Consider the following 19,583-nt stretch of genomic DNA (forward strand, 5'->3'; position numbering starts at 1 on the left):
GTTTCGTCACGAGTCGTGCCACAGCACTTGCTGCATGCAGGTAGGGGTGTCAAGCGGACACGCTCTTCGTCCGCTTGACACCCCTACCTGCATGTGGCCCGCTCTTGGTACGACTTGGGACGAAACCACCACGCCAACGCAACCCACCAAGCAACGCGCATCCGCCCAACGCAACAGGCGTGCCATCAACCCGCGCACGGCGCGGGCCCGGTTTCAGATCAGATTGGCGGGGTCTGGGGCAGAGCCCCAGGAACCAGCAGACACATCCCCAAGCAACCCAACCACCTACGAACACGAAACCGGCAGCCGCCAACGCAACAGGGAGACGACCTACGAAACCGGCGCGCCCTCAACGATCTCCCCAGAAACAGGCTCAGCCCGATCACAAGGAGGCTCAACAGGCGGCACGACGGGATCCTCAGCACGAGGCGTAGACGACGGCGGCGCCGTGACAACAGGCGCCTCCACAGTGGACACAACAGTCGACACAACAGGAGAGCTAGTCGTAACCACCGGCGAAATCTCAGGCTCAGAAGACAGAACCGGCTCCTCTTCTCCCGGCTCCTCTCCCAACTCCCCAGGCTCATTCCGACCACTAGCAGCAGGTTTCGCACCAGAAACCGCAACAGTCGAAGTAACGGTCACAACAGACCCCACCACCCGCTCCTGCGCAGCCACCCGAGCAGCCTTGACCTCCCGCCCAGCCCCCTCCACCACAGTCTCAGTGACGGTAGCCAACGCAACCCCACTCTCAACCGGCTCAACCCACCACGAAGCACTGGGCCGAACCGAAGGCGCAGACGCAGCCAAAGGCGCGTCACCCCCACCCCCGGTGAAGGCGATCAAAGCGAACATCCCACCCAGCGCCAAGAACGGCACCAAGACCACAGCCCCGAAACACCCACGCCCACTGCGCGGCTCATCACGGTGACTCAACTCCAGCACACCCCCGAACTGTGACGGACTGACCCGGCTTCCATCTGGTTGATCGTCCACATGGAACAGTCCGTCACAGTTCTTTAGTCACACGATGGGGTGTTCACGCCAACGGCGGCAACTCCGGAGCGTGAGCGGCAGGCGAGGACGACAACGTCTCCAACGCCAGCGACACGGCCTTCTCCAACTGCGGATCGCGCCCAGCAACCCGGTCGGCAGGCGTCATGACCACCTCGATGTCCGGGTCGACGCCGTAGTTCTCGACCGCCCACCCGTGGCCCTTGAAGTAGGACGCGTACCGGGGCTGGGTGACCATGGTTCCGTCGACCAGCGTGTACAGCATGTCGATGCCGATCACGCCGCCCCACGTCCGGACGCCGACCACCGGGCCGATCCCTAGCTCCTTGATCGCCACGTTGACGATGTCGCCGTCGGACCCGGCGTACTCGTCCGCCACCGCCACCACGGGGCCGCGAGGCGCGTCCTGCGGATAGGACTCGGACGCCGTGTACCCGCGGGCGACGGACCAGCCGATGACCTTGCGGCCCAGCTTCTCGATCACGAGCTGCGAGGTGTGGCCGCCGCCGTTCTCGCGGACGTCCAGCACCAGGGCCTCACGCGTCAGCTCGACCCGCAGGTCCCGGTGCAGCTGCGCCCAGCCGGCGCCCATCATGTCGGGAACGTGCAGGTAACCCACACGGCCGCCGGACTGTGCGTGCGTGAACGCACGGCGGTTGGCGACCCAGTCGTGGTAGCGCAGGGGCTCCTCGTCGGCCAGGGGCACCACCACGACACGACGGGGTTCGCCACCGCCGGCAGGACGCACGGTGAGCTCCACGGGCTTGCCGGCGGTGCCCACCAGCAGCGCGCCAGGACCGGCCAGACCGACCGGGCGGCCGTCCACGGCCACGATGGCGTCGCCTGCGCGCACGGCCACGCCCGGCGCGCACAAGGGCGAACGCGCGTGCGGATCGGAGGTCTCGCCGGGGATCACGCGCTCGATGACCCAGGAGTCGCCGACGCGCGTCAGGTCGGCGCCCAGCAGGCCCTGGCGGCGGGAGGCGGGCACGTGTGGTGCGGAGCCCCAGACGTAGGCGTGCGAGGTGCCCAGTTCGCCCTGCACCTCCCACAGCAGGTCGACCAGGTCGTCGTGGCTGCCGACCTCGGCCACCAGCGGGCGGTAGCGGTCGAGTTCGCCCTGCCAGTCGACGCCGCCCATGTCGGTGCGCCAGAAGTGGTCGCGCATCAGGCGGCCGTTCTCGGCGTACATCTGCGCCCACTCCAGCGCGGGGTCGACCACGACCCGCACGCGCGAGAGGTCGATCTCGACGTAGTCGGGCGAGTCGTCCTCGACCTTGTTGTCGGACGGCACGACACGCAGGTCGCCGCGGTCCTCGATCACGATCCGCTTGCCGTCGCCGGACACCGCGAACGCCTCCGCGCTGTCCGACAGGCACTCGGTCTTCTGCTTGGTGAAGTCGAAGCGCTCCAGCACCGTGCGCGGCGGGCGGGCGTCGGGGGACGCCAGGTTGTCGCCCAGCACGCCGAGCAACGGTCGACGCAGCCACAGCAGGCCGCCGCGGGCCGCCTTCAGGGTCACGTAGTCGGCCGCGGCGACGGGAACCGGCACCACGCGGTCGGCGAGGCCTTCGAGGTCGACCTTCGTGCGCGGCGTCTTCTCGTCGTCGTCCTCGGAGTCCTTGTCCTCGTCGCCTACCGGGCGGCCGCCGTGCATCGGGGCGAACGGCGACGGCGTGGTGGCGGCCAGCGGCACGAGGTGCGGGCGGCAGCCGGTCGGGAACGACAGGTCGAACACGTGCGCGTCGTAGACCGGGTCGAACGTCCTGATCGACAGGAACGCCAGGTGCTTGCCGTCCTCGGTGAAGGTCGGCGCGAAGTCGGCGAACCGCAGCGGCGTCACGTCCACGACGGACAGGTCCGCCGCGTTCACCATTTTGATGTGCCGCAACGGGGTCGGGCCCGGATGCGACCACGCGAGCCAGGCGGAGTCGGGCGAGAACGCGAGGTGCGTGATGTGCGCGTTCGCCCCGTTGACGACCTCGCGCACCTCACCGGAGGCGACGTCCACCAACAACAACCGGCCGTCGTGCGTGGCCACGGCGACGCGCGACCCGTCGGGCGCGGCGGCCAGCGACATCACGCGGCCGAGACCACCGGCGGCGATCCGGCGCGCGGTGTTGCCCGTCTCGACACCGCCGACGGGCGCGATCTCCAGGGCCTCCTCGCCCTCGACGTCGGTCACCCACACCACGTGATCGGTCTTGCCCAGCACCTTCGGCAGCCGCGCGCGGACGTCGGAGCGGTCGGCCAGCACGCGGACCGGGCCGTCGCGGTGCGTCACCCAGTGCACGGAGCCGCGGACCTCGACGGCCGACGCGCGGCCGCTGTGGTCGACGCTGAACGACTCGACGTTGCCGGAAGCCTTGACGTGGTGCGGTTGCAGGCCGGTGCGCGGCCCGCCGAGCTTGATGTCGAGCTTGCGCAGCTCCGACAACCCGTCGAGCAGCCACAGCTCACCGGCCTGGTGGAAGATCACCCGCGAGCCGTCGGTGGAGGCGTTGCGGGCGTAGAACTCCCCCGACGTGTGGCGCTGCAGGTCGGTGCCGTCCGGCAGCACCGAGTACACGCTGCCGACGCCCTCGTGGTCGGACAGGAACGCGATCCGGCCGTCCACCCACATCGGGTTCGTCAACGGCGACTGCAGGTCCGTCAGCACGCGGACGAAGTCGCCGGAGCCCTCGGTGTCCACCCACAGCTTGCCCGCCGTGCCACCGCGGTACCGCTTCCAGTACGCCGGGTCCTGCATGTAGCTGGACGACGTGACGACCTGGCCGTCCGGGCCGAACGACACGTCGTTGACCCACCCGTACGGCAGCACCTCGGAGGGTCCGCCGTCCAGCGGAACGGCGTGCGCGTGCTTGCGCTGCCGGGACATCTGCCCGTGCGTCGACACCGCCAGCACTCGCCCGTCCGGCGTCCACCCGGACACCGCCGTGCGGGCCACTCCCCAGTGCGTCAAACGGCGTGCGGGGCCACCGTCCACAGGCGCCACGCGCACCTCGGGAGCGCCGTCGATCCAGCTGGCCCAGGCCAACTGCGTGCCGTCGGGCGAGAACCGGGGTGTGCGGGCCGGGACCTGATCAGCGGACGCGCGCCAGGCCCGTCCTCCGCCGACGGGCGCGAGCCACACGTCGTCCTCGGCCACGAACGTCACCAAGTCACCGCGCAGATGCGGATACCGCAGGTAAGTCACGTGATCGACGTTAGCCCACGGTCACCGTTTCAGGAGGGCGAAAAGCGCCGCCAGTCCTCTGCTCCAAGAGAATCAAGACCTTCGGCCCGTGCCTTGGCCTCCGCCTCGCGGACGTTCGCGGCGAACCGGCGCGACACCTGGCGCAGCTCGGTCTCCGGGTCCTCGCCCGCGAGCTTGGACAAAGCGGTCACGGCGAACAAGGTCGTGCCCGTGTCGTCGCCCTCCGGCAGCAGGTCGACGGGGAAGCCCGCGCGGGCGGTGCGCTGCACCAGCTTCGCGGCCAGCGCCACTGCCGGCTGGCCGAGCGCCACACCGTCCACACTGGACTCGCGCTTCTTCTCGGCCTGCTTGAGCTCCTCCCAGCGGTGCTGCTGCGAGGTCGCGTCGTGCACGGCCGGGTCGTTGCCCTCGAAGACGTGCGGGTGCCGGCCGACGAGCTTCGCGACCAGTTCGGACGCCACGGCGTCGATGTCGAACGGGTCCTCGGCGTCCTCGGCGGCGACGCGGGAGTGGAAGAGCACCTGGAGCAGGACGTCCCCGAGCTCCTCGCGCATCGCCGCGCGGTCGCCGTCCTCGATGGCCTCCAGCAGTTCGAAGGTCTCCTCGACGAGGTACTGGCGCAACGAGTCGTGGTCCTGCTCGGCGTCCCACGGGCATCCACCCGGCGAACGCAGCCGGTGCATCACCGCGGCCGCGTCGAGCAACGCGGCGCCGAGGGGTTCCGGCGTCGTGATCACGTGAGCGCCCGGATACGCCGAGGCGTCCGTCGTGATCACCACCGCACCGTCCTGCACGACGGCGGGCGCGGGCCCGTCGACTCCCAGCTCGGACCAGGACTCCGGGGCCACGCCCTCGCCCGCGTAGACGGCCTCGGCGGTGCGCAACGCGGACAGGGCGGCGGCGGGCAGCACGGCGCCGAGCCGCCCGCTCAGCACTACGACGGTGATCAAGACTTGTTCTTCACCGCGGCCACGCCGACGAAACCGGCCCGCTCGCCGACGTTGCCGACGACCTGCGCGTTGGTCGGGTCCCACACGCCGTAGCGGGGGTTGACCTCGATGTTCAGGTCCGCGGTGAGGAACTGCGCGATCCGCAGGCCGAACGCGGCCAGCAGCTGCGGGTCGATGCGCTCGAGCAGGTCCTCCTGGCCCGGCGCGGCCGAGACCTTGTTGCGCTCCTTGACGAGCGCGACCATCCAGCTGGACTGCTGCTCGTCGGCCGGGAACGCGACGACGGTGCCGGGCTTCACGCCCCACAGCATCGTGTGCACCAGCGACGGGTTCTCGGTGACGCGCACCCGCTGGTTCGTCGCGGACGCCTGCTGGCCACCGGTGGTGCGCGGGGCCTCCTGCACGAACTTCGACATCTTCGAGGAGTCGGCGACGACCTCGGCCGCCTTCTCCTTGGCTTCCTTCGGGTCCTGGACCTGGAAGAAGTCGATCACGACCTCGAGGGTCGAGAGGTTGCGGCGGGCGAGCTCACCCATCACCAGCACGTCGCGCTGACGGCGGTAGATCGTGGTCTCGTCCTGCTCGCTCTGCTTCGCGGCGGCCTCGGGGCCGCCCTTCTCCTGGATCGCGTCGTACACCTTGGTCTCGTCGACCGTGATGTTCTCGAGCTCGGCGGCCCGCGCGGCGATCCGGTGGGAGATCTCGTCGGCCACCACGAGCTTCGAGACCTGGTCGAGCTTGCCCTGGTCCTGCATCTGCTGGGCGGCAGGCTCCTTCTTGAGCACCTTCACGGTGCGGTCCTGGACGGTCTCCAGACCGATCGTCTGGTCGCCGACGATCGCGGCCGAACCGGCCTTGGCAGGCCCGGTGCCACAACCGGTGGCGAGCAGCGCCACGGCAACACCGACCAGCGAGAAACGCTTCAGAACAGTGCTCACGAGGATCTACCCTCTCACGCCTTGGTGACTCCGGTCACGGGAGTCCCCGCGAGTGAGTCGAGGAACGCACCGCACCAGTTCAACAGCTCCTGGTCGCGCAGCTGCGGTGCGCCCATCCGGCCGCCCGCCGCTCCCTCCGTCGGCCTAGGCACGGTGACCGTGCCCATCGCCTGCTTGTAGACGGCCTTCGGGAACAGCCTCCGCAGCCTGACCAGCTGCGAGTCGAGCAGGTCTAGCTTCGCGAACCGCAGGTTCTGCCCCATCGCGATCACCTCGGTGACCCCGTGGCGGCGGCAGGCGTGCCGCAGGCGGGCGACGGCGAGCAGGCGCTCGACGGGCTCCGGCGGTGTGCCGTAGCGGTCCTTGAGCTCCTCCCAGACCGACGTCAGCGCGGCCTCGTCAGTGGCGGCCGCGATCTTGCGGTAGGCCTCCAGCCGCAGGCGCTCGCCCGGCACGTACTCGTGCGGGATGTGCGCGTCGACCGGGAGGTCCACGCGGACCTCGGCGAGCTCCTCCTCGATCTCGCCCTCCGCCCCCGCGTGCCGGCGGAACGCCTCGACGGCCTCGCCGACCAGCCGGATGTAGAGGTCGAAGCCGACGCCCGCGATGTGACCGGACTGCTCGGCGCCGAGGATGTTGCCGGCGCCGCGGATCTCCAGGTCCTTCATCGCGACGGCCATGCCAGCGCCCAGCTCGGTGTTCTGCGCGATCGTCGCGAGCCTGTCGTGCGCGGTCTCGGTCAGCGGCGACTCGGCCGGGTACAGGAAGTACGAGTACCCGCGCTCGCGGCCACGGCCGACGCGGCCGCGCAGCTGGTGCAGCTGCGCGAGGCCCAGCAGGTCGCCGCGCTCGACGATCAACGTGTTGGCGTTGGAGATGTCGAGGCCCGTCTCGACGATCGTGGTGCAGACGAGCACGTCGTACTCACGTTCCCAGAACCCCTGGATGAGGTGCTCGAGCTTGTCCTCGTTCATCTGGCCGTGCCCGGTCACGACCCTGGCCTCCGGCACCAGCTCGCGGATGCGCTTCGCGGCCTTCTCGATCGTCGAGACCCGGTTGTGCACGTAGAAGACCTGGCCGTCGCGCATCAGCTCGCGCCGGATGGCCGCGCCCACCTGCTTGTCGTCGTACGCACCGACGTAGGTGAGGATCGGGTGCCGTTCCTCCGGCGGGGTCAGGATCGTGGACATCTCGCGGATGCCGGCGAGCGACATCTCCAGCGTGCGCGGGATCGGCGTCGCGGACATCGTCAGCACGTCGACGTGCGTGCGGAGCGCCTTGATGTGCTCCTTGTGCTCCACGCCGAAGCGCTGCTCCTCGTCGACGATCACGAGGCCCAGGTCCTTGTACCGCACGGTCTTCTGCAGCAGCCGGTGCGTGCCGATCACGATGTCGACCTCGCCGTCCGCGAGGCCCGCGATGGTCTGCGCGGACTCCTGCGGGTCGGTGAAGCGGCTGAGCCCCTTGACGTTCACCGGGAACTGGCGCATGCGCTCGGCGAACGTGTTGAGGTGCTGCTGGGCGAGCAGCGTCGTCGGCACCAGAACGACGACCTGCTTGCCGTCCTGCACCGCCTTGAACGCCGCCCGGACCGCGATCTCCGTCTTGCCGTAGCCGACGTCACCGCAGATGACGCGGTCCATCGGCACGGAACGCTCCATGTCGGCCTTGACCTCGTCGATCGCGGCCATCTGGTCCTGCGTCTCGACGAACGCGAACGCGTCCTCCAGCTCGCGCTGCCAGGGCGTGTCGCTCGCGAACGCGTGGCCGGGGGCGCTCTGGCGGGCCGCGTAGAGCTGCACGAGCTCGGCCGCGATCTGCTTGACCGCCTTGCGCGCCTTGGACTTCGTGTTCTTCCAGTCGCTGCCGCCGAGCTTGTTCAGCGTGGGCAGCTCACCGCCGACGTACCGGCTGATCTCGTCGAGCTGGTCGGTCGGCACGAAGAGCCTGTCGCCCGGCTGGCCGCGCTTGCTGCTGGCGTACTCGAGCACGAGGTACTCGCGGGTGGCGCCGGCGACCGTGCGCTGCACCATCTCCACGTACTTGCCGATGCCGTGCTGCTCGTGCACCACGAAGTCGCCGGCCTTGAGCGCGAGCGGGTCGACCGCGTTGCGCCGCTTGGACGGCATCTTGCGCATGTCCTTGGTGGACGTGCCGCCGCGGCCGCCGGTCAGGTCGGTCTCGGTGAGCACCACCAGCGCGAGGTCCGGCAGCACGAAGCCGTCCTCGAGCGCGCCGCGCACGACCGTGACCATGCCGGCCTTCGGCGCCTCGTCGAGGGACTCGACGCAGACCGCGGCGACCTCGGCCTCCTTGAGCCGTTCCTCGGCCCGGTGCGCGGTGCCGGCGCCGGGGACGACCAGCACGGCCGCGCCTCCCGTCGCCGTGTGCGCCTTGAGGTCCGCGAACGCCCGCTCGACGTCACCGGAGTAGGCCTCGACCGGCTTGACGTCGAGGTGCACCACGTCCTTGGCGTCCGAGGTGAGCTGGCTGAGCGTCCACCACGGACGGTCGCCCGCCCGTGCGGCCTCCGCGACCTCGCTGATGCCCTGGTAGGCGCTGCGGCCCAGGTCGATCGGCGCCTTGCCGCCCGAGGCGGCCGCCATCCAGGAGGCTTCGAGGAACTCCTGCCCGGTGCGGACCAGGTCGGCCGCGCGGGCCCGGATCTTCTCCGGGTCGTTGAGCAGGACGTGCGTGCCGGGTTCCACGACGTCGGTGAGCAGCTGCAGCTCGCCGGGGCAGAGCGCCGGGATCAGCGCCTCCATGCCCTCGACCGCGATGCCGCCCGAGATCTTCTCCAGCATTTCCGCCAGGTGCGCGTCCGACTGGTGCTCCACCGCCAGCTCGGCCGCGCGCTGCTTCACGTCGTCGGTCAGCAGCAGCTCGCGGCACGGCGGCGCGACGAACCCCTGGACCTCCTCGGGCAGCGATCGCTGGTCCTGCACCGAGAACGGCCGGATCTCGCTGACCTCGTCACCCCAGAACTCGACGCGGTACGGGTGCTCGGCCGTGGGCGGGAAGATGTCGAGGATGCCGCCGCGGGTCGCGTACTCGCCGCGCTTCTCGACCATGTCGACGCGGCTGTAGGCGTTCTCGGCCAGGCGCGTGACCAGCTCGACGAAGTCCTGCTCCTCACCGACCCGCAGGTGCACGGGCTCGAGGTCGCCCAGGCCCGGCGCCATCGGCTGGATGAGGCTGCGGACCGTCGTGACGAGGACCTTGACCGGGTTGCCCCCGGGGTGCTTGAGCCGCCGCAGCACCTGCAGCCGCGCGCCGACGGTGTCCGCGCGCGGCGAGAGGCGTTCGTGCGGCAGCGTCTCCCAGCTGGGGAAGAAGGCGACCTCGTCCTGCCCGATCAGGTCCTTGAGGACGTTCGTCAGCTCTTCGGCTTCCCTGCCCGTGGCGGTGACGGCCAGGACGGGCCTGACCGTGGACAGCGCGGCGGTGACGAGCGGGCGGGCGGCCAGCGGGCCGTCCAGCTCCAGCTCGGGGACACCGGCCGATTCGATCAACGTGCGGAGGGCTTTGTCGGGCAGGACACCATCGAGCAGGCCGAGCAGCGGCATGAGAGAAACCCCGGTCGAGTGCGGAGCGGCGCAGGAGTGGCCAACGCCGGACAGACCCCTGCCTGGGACGAGGGGTCTCACTCCCCACCTTAGCTCGTTCCGCGCACCCCCATCGGATGGTTTCCAGCGGGGCTCAAGCGGGTTCCCACGCGATCAGCCGGTCGAACACGCGCGGGTCGCCCTGGCTCTCCACGTCGCCCAGGTCGCGGCGGCCGTACATGAAGAGGACCAGGTCACTGGCGGTGGCGGTGGCCTCGGCGGTCGGCGTGGTCCGGGACACGATGCGCGCGCCGTCCTCGTCGAACCCCAGCCACCAGGACCGGCCCTCCGTCGCGTGGTAGGCGATGGTCGCGGGCTCGTGCGGCCAGGGGGACGTCGTCGTGACGCAGGTCTGCAGGAACTCGTCGACGCCGTCGAGGGCGATGTCCTCCGGCAGCGGTTCCGCCGCGCCGATGGTGATCTGGGCGTCGTAGGTGTGGACCGCGAGCTGCTGGAGCTGGTGGCGGGCGACGGCGCCGGCGTTGGGCGGCGAACCGGTCCACCAGACCCAGCACCCCTGGTCCGGGCCCGCCGCCTCGAGGGCTGCCAGGAGTTCGGCGGTCGCGTCCTCCAGCCAGGTCAGCAGCTCGTCGCGCTGCTCGGGCATCGGGACGTCCTCGACGGCGGCCTTCGCATTCGCGGGGCCCGCGGCGACGGTGGCGGCCCAGGTGCGGCGGCCGTCGCCGATGTGCTGCGCGAGGTCGGCGAGCGTCCACTCCGGGCAGGTCGGGACCTTCACGTCGAGGCTCGGCGCGGCGGCGACGGCGGCGCGGAAGGCGGCCGATCGTTCGTCGATCAGGCGGAGCAGGTCGGAAAATCCCAGGGCGTTGTGCACGGGCGGTGTCTAACATCCCGGCGCTGTGGAGCAAAGGGAAATACGGGCTGACTACGACGATCAGTCCATCGTGGTCTACCAGGCCTATTCACCGGCGATCGCCGGTCCCGCCGTGGCGGCGCAACGGTTCGTGCCGCCGTTCAAGATGGAGCGGATGACGTGGATCAAACCGTCGTTCCTCTGGATGATGTACCGCTGCGGCTACGCGCTCAAGGAGGGGCAGGAGCGCGTGCTGGCCGTGCGGATCACCCGTGCGGGATTCGACTGGGCGGTGTCCAACGCGGTCGAGAGCAGCATCACCGGCAAGCCGTCCGTGCGCGTGCAGTGGGACCCGGAACGCGGCCTGAACCACGAGGCGCTGGCGCACCGGTCCATCCAGATCGGCCTGACGCGCGAGGCGGTGCAGAAGTACGTGCACGAGTGGACGGTCGGCATCACCGACGTGACGCCCCTTGCGCGCGAGATCCACGAGAAGGTGCGTGCGCGTGACCTGGACGGTGCGCGCGCATTGCTGCCCGTTGAACGGCCTTACGGAACCACCACGGCACAAAACGCATAGTTGGGACATGCGCGCACTCGTTGCTGCAGGGTTGGTCCTGGTCGTCACGGCCTGCTCGTCACCGGAACCGGGCGGCAACGCGCCGTCGAAGGCTCCGGCGCCGGCCGGACTCCAGGTCGAGGAGGTCGCGGGCGGGCTCCAGCACGCGTGGGACATCGGGTTCCTGCCCGACGGCTCGATGCTGGTCACCGAACGACCCGGCACGATCAAGATCGTCAAGAGCGGCCAGGTCACGCCGCTCGACATCGACCTGGGCGACGTGCAGGCACGCGGCGAGGGCGGCCTGATGGGCCTCGTGGTCCACCCCGACAACCAGCGCTTCACGGTTTGCTACAACACGAGCGACGACGTGCGGCTGGTGACGTTCCGCCTCGACGGCACCAAGGCCACGAAGACCAAGGACCTGCTCACCGGCATGCCGTCGAACTCGAGCGGCCGCCACTCCGGCTGCCGCCCGACCCTGGCACCGGACGGCACGATGTTCGTCGCGACCGGCGACATCGCGCAGGCCCGCAACCCGCAGGACCGCACGAGCCTGGGCGGCAAGGTGCTGCGGATCGACCCCGAGACCGGCGAGGGCGCGGCCGGCAACCCGTTCATCGCCTCCGGCAACGCCAACGAGCGCCGCGTCTACAGCTACGGCCACCGCAACGTGCAGGGCGTGGTGTTCCGGCCGGACAGCGACCAGATCTTCTCGAGCGAGCACGGCCCGTCCGTCGACGACGAGGTCAACCTGCTGGCCAAGGGCGCCAACTACGGCTGGGACCCCTCGAAGGGCGGCGCCCAGAGCAGGTACGACGAGAGCGTTCCCATGACCGACCTGCAGCGGTTCCCCGACGCCGTGCCGGCGGTGTGGTCGTCGGGCTCGCCGACCGAGGCGATCTGCCAGGCGGCGTTCTGGAACGGCAAGCTCGCGATCACCGCGCTCAAGGGCTCGAAGCTGCTGCTGTTCACGCTGGACGCCACGGGCAAGGTGCAGAACGTCAGCATCCCCGAGGAGCTGAACGACAAGTACGGCCGGCTGCGCGCCGCCAGGACCGCGCCGGACGGGTCGCTCTACGTCACGTCGTCGAACGGGACCGACGACAAGCTGCTGAGGCTGAGCGGGAACGCGTAGGTCCGCCGTTGATTCGCTCTCAGAAACGAATACCGCTCCAATCAAGCTGATCCGCAAGTATTCCCAAATCCTATTCCGGCCGCGCACAAAACCCGCCTGATAGTTGACCGAACTGCTATCTTCGAGGCAGCTGGTCCGATCCAGGTCGCCCGCCTCGAAGCGGGAGGTGGAGTCGGGCCTGGGTGCGACGATCGGCAATCGTCAAGGCCAGTCGGGAATGATGATCCATCAGCAAAAGGGAGAGACGGCCCTCATTGCGTTGGCAACGCGCCCCTGAAATCCAACCGACTAAGATCAGCTGACTTCTGCATCCCCTGACAAGGGGTGCATGCGGTTTGCCGAGGTGACCTTAGTTCGATCCAGTGATCACACTGGTCGAGCTGAGGCACGTTTCCGCTCTCGACCAGCAGAGGCGGAAAGGCATGAACGGTGTCGATGGGGCCAGAGTTCGTGAACGTCCTGATGGCGAGCGGCGCGCTTCTCACCGGCGTTGGCGCCCTGTCCAGACCGCTCTTCCGGTACTTGGCCGAGCGGCGGTACGTGGACCGCGCCGACCCGAAGGACCTTCCCGAGATCGCGAAAGCGCTGCACCCGCAGGCCGGGCCGCGCAGGAACGGCCGCACCCGGAGGCTGAGCGGGAACGCGTAGGTCCGTCCGAGCCGTTCGACCCCTCGACGAACGGCTCGGACGTCAAGCTTCCGTTCATTGGGAGTCATCGCTCGAGCGGGCACGGACCGTTTCACCGCACGCCCGGACTTCAGCCTTGTGCACTAACACAAGGCCGGTCGTACGTGCAGATGCACCAAAGGCTCAGGACCGGCTGCGCAACTTCGGCTTGTGGTCCATCGCCGACAGCCCGTTCCACGCGAGGTTGACGAGGTGCGCGGCCACCTCGTCCTTCTTGGGCTTGCGCGCCTCGAGCCACCACTGCCCGGTCAGCGCGACCATCCCGACGAGCGCCTGCGCGTACAGCGGGGCGAGCTTGCGGTCGTAGCCCTGCTTCGCGAAGTGCAGCGCGAGGATGTGCTCGACCTGCGACGCGATGTCGTTGAGCAGCGAGGAGAACGTGCCGGAGGACGACGCGACGGGCGAGTCGCGCACCAGGATGCGGAACCCGTCCGTCGAGCCCTCGATGTAGTCCAGCAGCGCGCAGGCGGCCCGTTCCAGCAGCTCACGCGGGTGCGAGCCGCCGTCCAGCGCGTCGATGATCTGGTCCATCAGGCGTTGCATCTCGCGGTCGACGACGACGGCGTAGATGCCTTCCTTGCCGCCGAAGTGCTCGTAGACGACGGGCTTCGAGACGCTGGCGCGGTGGGCGATCTCCTCGATCGACGCCGCGTCGAAGCCCTTCTCGGCGAACAGGGCGCGGGAGACGTCCAGGAGCTGTTCCCGTCGCTCCTTGCCCGTCATCCTGACCCTGGCCACCGAACCAGCCTACAAAGGTCACTTCCGCGCGGTGATCCTGGCCAAGCGCCGTTCACCCGGCCAGCGGACGTCCGTCGCCCCAGCCGAGGCCCCAGCCCCAGGCGCCACACCCGCGTGGAAACTCTCGGGCAGTTCTCAGGATCACCTCGCTGTGTCGACTGGAATCGAGACTTCGACCGGGCATCATCGACGGATGGCCAGACGCAAGATCATCCGGATCACCGCGACCTCGTTGCTCGTCCTGCTCGTGCTGGTCACAGCGGCTCTGGGCGGCGTCGGCTGGTACTACAGCGGCGAGCTGCTCGAGCCGGAGGAGGTGCCGCGGCGCTACCCGGAGACGGCGCTCGGCGTGGACGGCAAGAACGTCGTCCTGGCCGAGTCGAGGCTCACGACGTTGCGCGGCACGTTCGGCGTGGTCTGGCCCGGCGGCACCGCGAAGGTCGGTGACGTCGCCTCGGCCAAGGACGGCCGCGTGGAACGGCCTCTGATCGATGGCACCGCACCGTCCGAGGGCACGAAGGTGCGCATCGAGACCAACGTCCACCAGGGCAACCCGAAGACGTCGCTCGGACTGGTCTACAGCGACGTCGCGATCCCCGGCGAGCTCGGCGACATGCCGGCGTGGCTCGTCCCGGCGTCGAACAAGGACACCTGGGTCATCACCGTGCACGGGCGGGGCGCGTCGCGCGAGGAGGCGCTGCGGGTGGTCCCCCAGCTCCACGGCGCCGGACTGCCCGTCCTGCTGCTCACCTACCGCAACGACGCCGGCGCGCCGAAGTCGCCGGACGGCCTCTACCACCTCGGCGACACCGAGTGGCACGACGTCGAGGCCGCCATCCACTACGCGCAGGGCCAGGGTGCGAAGAAGGTCGTGCTCTACGGCTGGTCGATGGGCGGCGCGATCGTCGGCCAGACGCTGGCCCGGTCCAGCTCCGCGGGCACCGTGAGCGCCGTGGTGCTCGACTCCCCCGTCACGAACTGGACGGAGACGCTGAACCTGCAGGCGCAGAACCGGGGCGTGCCGACGTGGCTCACGCCCGTGGCCGAGCTCGTGTCCGGCTGGCGCGCCGGCATCGACTTCGACCGGTTCGACCTGATCGCCAACCCGCCCGCGGTCAAGCCGCCGACGCTGCTCGTCCACGGCTCGGCGGACGGCACGGTGCCCGCCCAGTCCTCGCGCGACCTCGCGACCGCGGCGAACGGCCTCGGGTGGCCGCTGCGGTACGTCGAGATCCCGGGTGCGGACCACACGTCGGGGTGGAATGTGGCGACGGACACGTATCGAAGTGCGCTGAGCGACTTCCTGACCAGGTCAGTCGGCGCCAAGCCGTGATCTTGAACTGAGCCGAGCGAGTGGTGGTTGGACAAGAAGAGGACCACTCGTGACAACATGTGCGCGTGGGCGTGCGCGAGTTCGCCCGTTCCGCCATGGTGTAAAGGCAGCACCTCTGATTTTGGTTCAGATGGTCCAGGTTCGAATCCTGGTGGCGGAGCAAAGGGCCTTGAGGGCACAGGGTCGCGGTCTTTGGGAGGTGCGAAGCTGCCCGAGGAAACGGTCGACGAGCAGGGCAACGTGGGCCACCGCCATCACGAGATGTCCGACGCGTGGCTGGTGGGCCGCGCGAGCGAACTTGTCGCCGTGGCCCAGAGCAGCCACCTCGCCGCGCAGCTGGACGCGGCTTCCGAGATCGACCACATCCTCGCCGAGGCGCAGGGTCGTGGAGAGCCCCGCATCGTCGCGCAGCTGCTCAGGGCCGCCGCCGTGGTCCGGCTGGTCACGCCGGGGCTCGTCGACATGTCCGACCCGCAGCTCGACGAGATGCTCGCCCACTGCCGCCGCCACGGCCTGATCGTGCTGGAGGCGGACGCGCGGGCGTTGCGCGGGCGCCGGTTCCTGCTGGGCAACGCCGAGGACAAGGCGCTGACCGAGATCGCGTCGGCGCTCGCGATGATGCTCGACGAGGAACCCGAGATCGACCCGGTCTTCGACAAGCGGACCTGGGACCAGCTGCTCGCCACGACGCTGCAGGACATCGCCCTCGTGCTGACCCAGCTCGGCGTCTACGAGATGGCGGACGACGTGCTGGCGGGCGCGAACAACGCGTTGCGCGAGAGCGGCCAGCCCCACCAGATCTACGTGCACCTGGTGAACAGGGCCCGGCTGCGGATCGGCTGGGGCCTGCGACTCGAACGGGTGAACCTGCACGACGCCGCGCACGAGCAGTTCCGCGTCGCGTCCGGTCTGGCCGAGGCCGCCGAGGTGCCGTTCCGGCAGTCGCTGCACCCCGGCAGGCGCGACATGGACGCCGCCGAGCAGGTGCCGATCCTCGGCGCCGCCCACGCGCTGACGAGCCCGAACGAGGGCCACCTCGACCGGCTGTGGTCGTTGCGCGGCCTGTCGATGTACGCGCGGGAGCTGATCATCGTCGCGATCGCGCTGGCCCGGTGCCTGGTCGAGGCGAACCGGCTGGACGACGCGCTGAAGGTCCTCGACGACACGCGCACGCAGATGGAGCACGACACGTCGGAACCGTCGCTGGTGCTGTCGCTGGAGCGCGAGTACGCGCACCTGTGCGGCCCGCACACGACGTCGGCGTTGCAGGCCTACAACGCGGCCCTGGAGCTGGAGCTGTGGCAGATGCGCGAGTCCCGCGTGGCCACGTTGCAGACGCGCCGTGAGCACGAACGGCTGACGCGCGCGCACGGCCAGATCGCGCAGCAGGCGTTGCAGGACCCGTTGACCGGGCTGCCGAACCGCCGCGCGCTCGACGACAAGATGGGCGAGCTCATCGCCGGTCAGGTCGACCCGTTCTCGATCGCGCTGGTCGACCTCGACGGGTTCAAGGGCGTGAACGACCGGCATTCACACGCCGACGGTGATGATGTTCTCCGGGTGATTGCCAGCACACTCCGGCAGGCGCTGCGAGGCGACGACATGGTGGCCCGCTACGGCGGCGACGAGTTCGTCGTCCTGCTGCCGGGAGCCCCTCTGCACGCCGCGGAAGCAGCACTCGGCCGGGCCGTGGATGCCGTGGCAGGCCTGCCAATCGACCTCTCCAGAGGGGTGACGCTGTCGGTCGGCGTCATCTCCCTGCGCCCCCGCGAATCGGCGAACCAGGCCCTGTCGAGGGCCGACTCGGCGATGTACGTGGCGAAGCGCCAAGGTGGCTGCCAGGTTGCGGCCGTGGCGGGGGAGCCGTCCGCGGAGGCTTAGGCTGGTCCGCGGACTTCGAACCACCCAGCCTGTTAGGGAGAGCATTGATGCTCGAGGGCCCTGTCAGCACGGTCGTGCTCGCCGCCGGGGAAGGCACCCGCATGCGGTCGTCCACGCCCAAGGTGCTGCATCGGATCGCCGGACGCTCACTCGTGGAACACGCGGTGCGCGCGGCGGCCGGCACAGACCCCGACCACCTGGCCGTCGTAGTCGGCCACGGCCGTGAAGCAGTCACTGAGCATCTGGACACTCTCGCCGGGACGCTGGGCCGCAAGGTCACCGTCGCGGTGCAGGCCGAGCAGAAGGGCACCGGGCACGCGGTCGGCTGCGGCCTGGCCGAGCTGCCGGGCGACCTGACCGGCACGGTCATCGTGAGCTACGGCGACGTGCCGCTGCTCGACACCCAGACGTTCACCGCGCTGCTGGCCGAGCACCGCTCCGCCGGCAACGCCGTCACCGTCCTCACGGCCGTGGTGGAGAACCCCACCGGGTACGGCCGGATCGTCCGCGACGCCGACGGCACCGTCCAGCGGATCGTGGAGCAGAAGGACGCCTCCCACGCCGAGCAGCTGGTCCAGGAGATCAACTCCGGCGTCTACGCGTTCGACGCGGCCGTGCTGCGCGACGGCCTCTCGCGGCTGTCCACCGACAACGCGCAGGGCGAGCTCTACCTGACCGACGTCCTGGGCATCGCCCGCGGCGACGGCCTGCGCGTCGGCGCGCTGATCGCGTCCGACCCGTGGCTGGTCGAGGGCATCAACGACCGGGTGCAGCTCGCGGCCGTCGGCGCCGAGATGAACCGCCGCATCGTCGAGGGCCTCATGCGCGGCGGCGTGACCGTCGTCGACCCCGCCTCGGTGTGGGTGGACGCGGACGTGCAGGTCGGCCAGGACGCCCTGATCGAACCGAACGTGCAGCTCCGCGCGGGCACGGTGATCGGCCCCGGCTCCGTCGTCGGCCCCGACACCACGCTCTCGGGCGTGACGGTCGGCTCGAAGGCCACCGTCGTGCGCACCCACGGCAGCGACTCGGTGATCGGCGACGGCGCGTCCGTCGGCCCGTTCGCCTACCTCCGCCCCGGCACCTCGCTGGGCGTGAAGGGCAAGATCGGCACCTTCGTCGAGACGAAGAACTCGACCATCGGCGAGGGCTCCAAGGTCCCCCACCTGTCGTACATCGGCGACGCCACGATCGGCGATCACAGCAACATCGGCGCAGCATCGGTGACCGTCAACTACGACGGGGTGAACAAGCACCGCACGATCGTCGGATCCCACTGCCGCACCGGATCGGACAACATGTTCGTAGCACCGGTGACCGTGGGCGACGGCGCCTACACCGGCGCGGGCACCGTCCTGCGCCGCAACGTCCCACCGGGCGCGCTCGCCGTGTCCGGAGGCCCTCAGCGCAACCTCGAAGGCTGGGTCCTCAGCCGTCGTGAAGGCACGGCCGCCGCTCAGGCAGCAGCCGAGGCCCTGGCGAAGCAGAATGCCGACGAGAACACAGAGGAGGGGCGCTGACCGTGAACCCGCAGATGCCCGGCACACCGAAGAAGAACCTGATGCTCTTCGGCGGGCGTGCCTACCCGGAACTGACGGAAGAGGTCTCGAAGCACCTCAACGTCACGGTCACCCCGCAGTCGGCCTACGACTTCGCCAACGGCGAGATCTTCGTCCGCTTCGAGGAGTCCGTACGAGGCTGCGACGCCTTCGTCATCCAGTCGCACACGGCCCCCATCAACCAGTGGCTGATGGAACAGCTGATCATGGTCGACGCCCTCAAGCGCGCCTCCGCCAAGCGGATCACCGTGATCATGCCGTTCTACCCGTACAGCCGCCAGGACAAGAAGCACCGCGGCCGCGAACCCATCTCCGCCCGCCTGGTAGCCGACCTCTTCAAGACCGCGGGCGCCGACCGCCTCGTCTCCGTAGACCTCCACACCGCCCAGATCCAGGGCTTCTTCGACGGCCCGGTCGACCACCTCTGGGCCATGCCGCTGCTGGCAGACCACATCCGAGGCAAGTACGCGGGCCACGAGATCACCGTCGTCTCCCCCGACTCCGGCCGCACCAAACTGGCCGAGAAGTGGGCCGACACCCTCGGCGGCACCCCCATCGCCTTCATCCACAAGACCCGAGACCCCCTCCGCCCGAACGAGGTCGTCTCGAACCGAGTGGTCGGCAAGGTGGAGGGCCGCCTCTGCATCGTCATCGACGACATGGTCGACACCGGCGGCACCATCGCAGGCGCGGTCAAGCAACTCCTCAACGAGGGCGCCTCCGACGTGGTCATCGCCGCCACCCACGGCATCCTCTCGGGCCCCGCAACACAACGCCTGCAGGACTCAGGCGCCCGCGAGGTCGTGTTCACCGACACGCTCCCCATCCCCGCCGAGAAGCGCTTCGCGAACATGACCGTCCTCTCGATCGCACCGCTCCTCGCACGCGTGATCCAGGAAGTCTTCGAAGACGGCTCCGTCACCTCACTCTTCGACGGCAACGCCTGACCAGCTCAACCGAGGGGCCTCCCGCGTCCGTTGTCGGATGCGGGAGGCCCCTTCGCTTTACGCGACGCCGCAGGCGAGCCGTCCTTGGTCTTTAGCCGGAGGCCTGGGCGGTGGGGTCCCGTCACGAGTCGCGCCACAGCTCTCGCTGCATGCAGGTAGGGGTGTCAACTCGACACGCTTTTCGTCGAGTTGACACCCCTACCTGCATGTGGCCAGCTCCTGGT

13 protein-coding genes and 1 tRNA gene are annotated in these 19,583 nt (G+C 69.6%); 8 read left to right on the top strand and 6 right to left on the bottom strand.

Going from position 1 to position 19,583, the window contains the following annotated elements; translation table 11 throughout:
• Window positions 1-1,039: 1,039 nt before the first annotated feature.
• The 5 genes from IE307_RS34415 to IE307_RS34435 all read right to left on the bottom strand — a co-directional run bounded on the left by IE307_RS34415 (window position 1,040) and on the right by IE307_RS34435 (window position 10,538).
• A complete protein-coding gene (locus IE307_RS34415; RefSeq protein WP_191303608.1) occupies window positions 1,040-4,210 on the bottom strand; it encodes a S41 family peptidase in 3,171 nt (1,056 codons plus the stop codon).
• A 29-nt stretch (window positions 4,211-4,239) separates the two neighbouring features.
• Window positions 4,240-5,160: a nucleoside triphosphate pyrophosphohydrolase gene (locus IE307_RS34420; RefSeq protein WP_191303609.1), complete on the bottom strand. Its 921-nt coding sequence runs from the start codon at window positions 5,158-5,160 to the stop codon at window positions 4,240-4,242.
• Complete coding sequence (locus tag IE307_RS34425; RefSeq protein WP_191303610.1) at window positions 5,157-6,098, bottom strand: adenine nucleotide alpha hydrolase family protein; 942 nt, start codon at window positions 6,096-6,098, stop codon at window positions 5,157-5,159. The genes IE307_RS34420 and IE307_RS34425 overlap by 4 nt, the downstream gene beginning before the upstream one ends.
• 14 nt (window positions 6,099-6,112) lie before the next feature.
• On the bottom strand, window positions 6,113-9,664 hold the full coding sequence (gene mfd / locus IE307_RS34430; protein WP_191303611.1) for a transcription-repair coupling factor: 3,552 nt from the start codon (window positions 9,662-9,664) through the stop codon (window positions 6,113-6,115).
• Between the two features lie 133 nt (window positions 9,665-9,797).
• Complete coding sequence (locus IE307_RS34435) at window positions 9,798-10,538, bottom strand: maleylpyruvate isomerase family mycothiol-dependent enzyme (protein WP_191303612.1); 741 nt, start codon at window positions 10,536-10,538, stop codon at window positions 9,798-9,800.
• Between the two features lie 25 nt (window positions 10,539-10,563).
• Between IE307_RS34435 and IE307_RS34440 the strand changes: the two genes are divergently transcribed.
• The 3 genes from IE307_RS34440 to IE307_RS34450 all read left to right on the top strand — a co-directional run bounded on the left by IE307_RS34440 (window position 10,564) and on the right by IE307_RS34450 (window position 12,862).
• Window positions 10,564-11,097 (top strand): DUF4291 domain-containing protein, encoded by a 534-nt coding sequence (locus IE307_RS34440; RefSeq protein WP_191303613.1) that lies wholly within the window; start codon window positions 10,564-10,566, stop codon window positions 11,095-11,097.
• 7 nt (window positions 11,098-11,104) lie between these two features.
• Complete coding sequence (locus IE307_RS34445; protein ID WP_191303614.1) at window positions 11,105-12,214, top strand: PQQ-dependent sugar dehydrogenase; 1,110 nt, start codon at window positions 11,105-11,107, stop codon at window positions 12,212-12,214.
• Between the two features lie 435 nt (window positions 12,215-12,649).
• Entirely contained in the window at window positions 12,650-12,862 is a 213-nt protein-coding gene (locus IE307_RS34450; protein ID WP_191303615.1) for a hypothetical protein, read from the top strand.
• Window positions 12,863-13,024: 162 nt separating this feature from the next.
• On the opposite strand, the gene IE307_RS34455 is transcribed toward IE307_RS34450, so the two are convergent.
• Window positions 13,025-13,624: a TetR/AcrR family transcriptional regulator gene (locus IE307_RS34455; protein WP_191303806.1), complete on the bottom strand. Its 600-nt coding sequence runs from the start codon at window positions 13,622-13,624 to the stop codon at window positions 13,025-13,027.
• 208 nt (window positions 13,625-13,832) lie between these two features.
• On the opposite strand from IE307_RS34455, the gene IE307_RS34460 reads away from it, so the two are divergent.
• From IE307_RS34460 to IE307_RS34480, 5 genes are all read left to right on the top strand, one after another.
• The gene (locus IE307_RS34460; protein WP_191303616.1) at window positions 13,833-14,972 is read left to right on the top strand and encodes an alpha/beta hydrolase family protein; all 1,140 of its coding nucleotides are present in this window, start codon (window positions 13,833-13,835) and stop codon (window positions 14,970-14,972) included.
• A gap of 89 nt (window positions 14,973-15,061) precedes the next feature.
• A tRNA-Gln gene (locus IE307_RS34465) sits at window positions 15,062-15,132 on the top strand.
• 32 nt (window positions 15,133-15,164) lie between these two features.
• A complete protein-coding gene (locus tag IE307_RS34470; RefSeq protein ID WP_229905366.1) occupies window positions 15,165-16,853 on the top strand; it encodes a GGDEF domain-containing protein in 1,689 nt (562 codons plus the stop codon).
• A gap of 47 nt (window positions 16,854-16,900) precedes the next feature.
• Window positions 16,901-18,373, top strand: coding sequence for a bifunctional UDP-N-acetylglucosamine diphosphorylase/glucosamine-1-phosphate N-acetyltransferase GlmU (glmU, locus tag IE307_RS34475; protein ID WP_191303617.1), 1,473 nt, complete (start codon window positions 16,901-16,903; stop codon window positions 18,371-18,373).
• 14 nt (window positions 18,374-18,387) lie between these two features.
• Complete coding sequence (locus IE307_RS34480) at window positions 18,388-19,359, top strand: ribose-phosphate diphosphokinase (protein ID WP_191303808.1); 972 nt, start codon at window positions 18,388-18,390, stop codon at window positions 19,357-19,359.
• Window positions 19,360-19,583 lie beyond the last annotated feature (224 nt).

The organism is Lentzea cavernae (assembly GCF_014653695.1).
Classification (GTDB): Bacteria; Actinomycetota; Actinomycetes; order Mycobacteriales; family Pseudonocardiaceae; genus Lentzea; species Lentzea cavernae.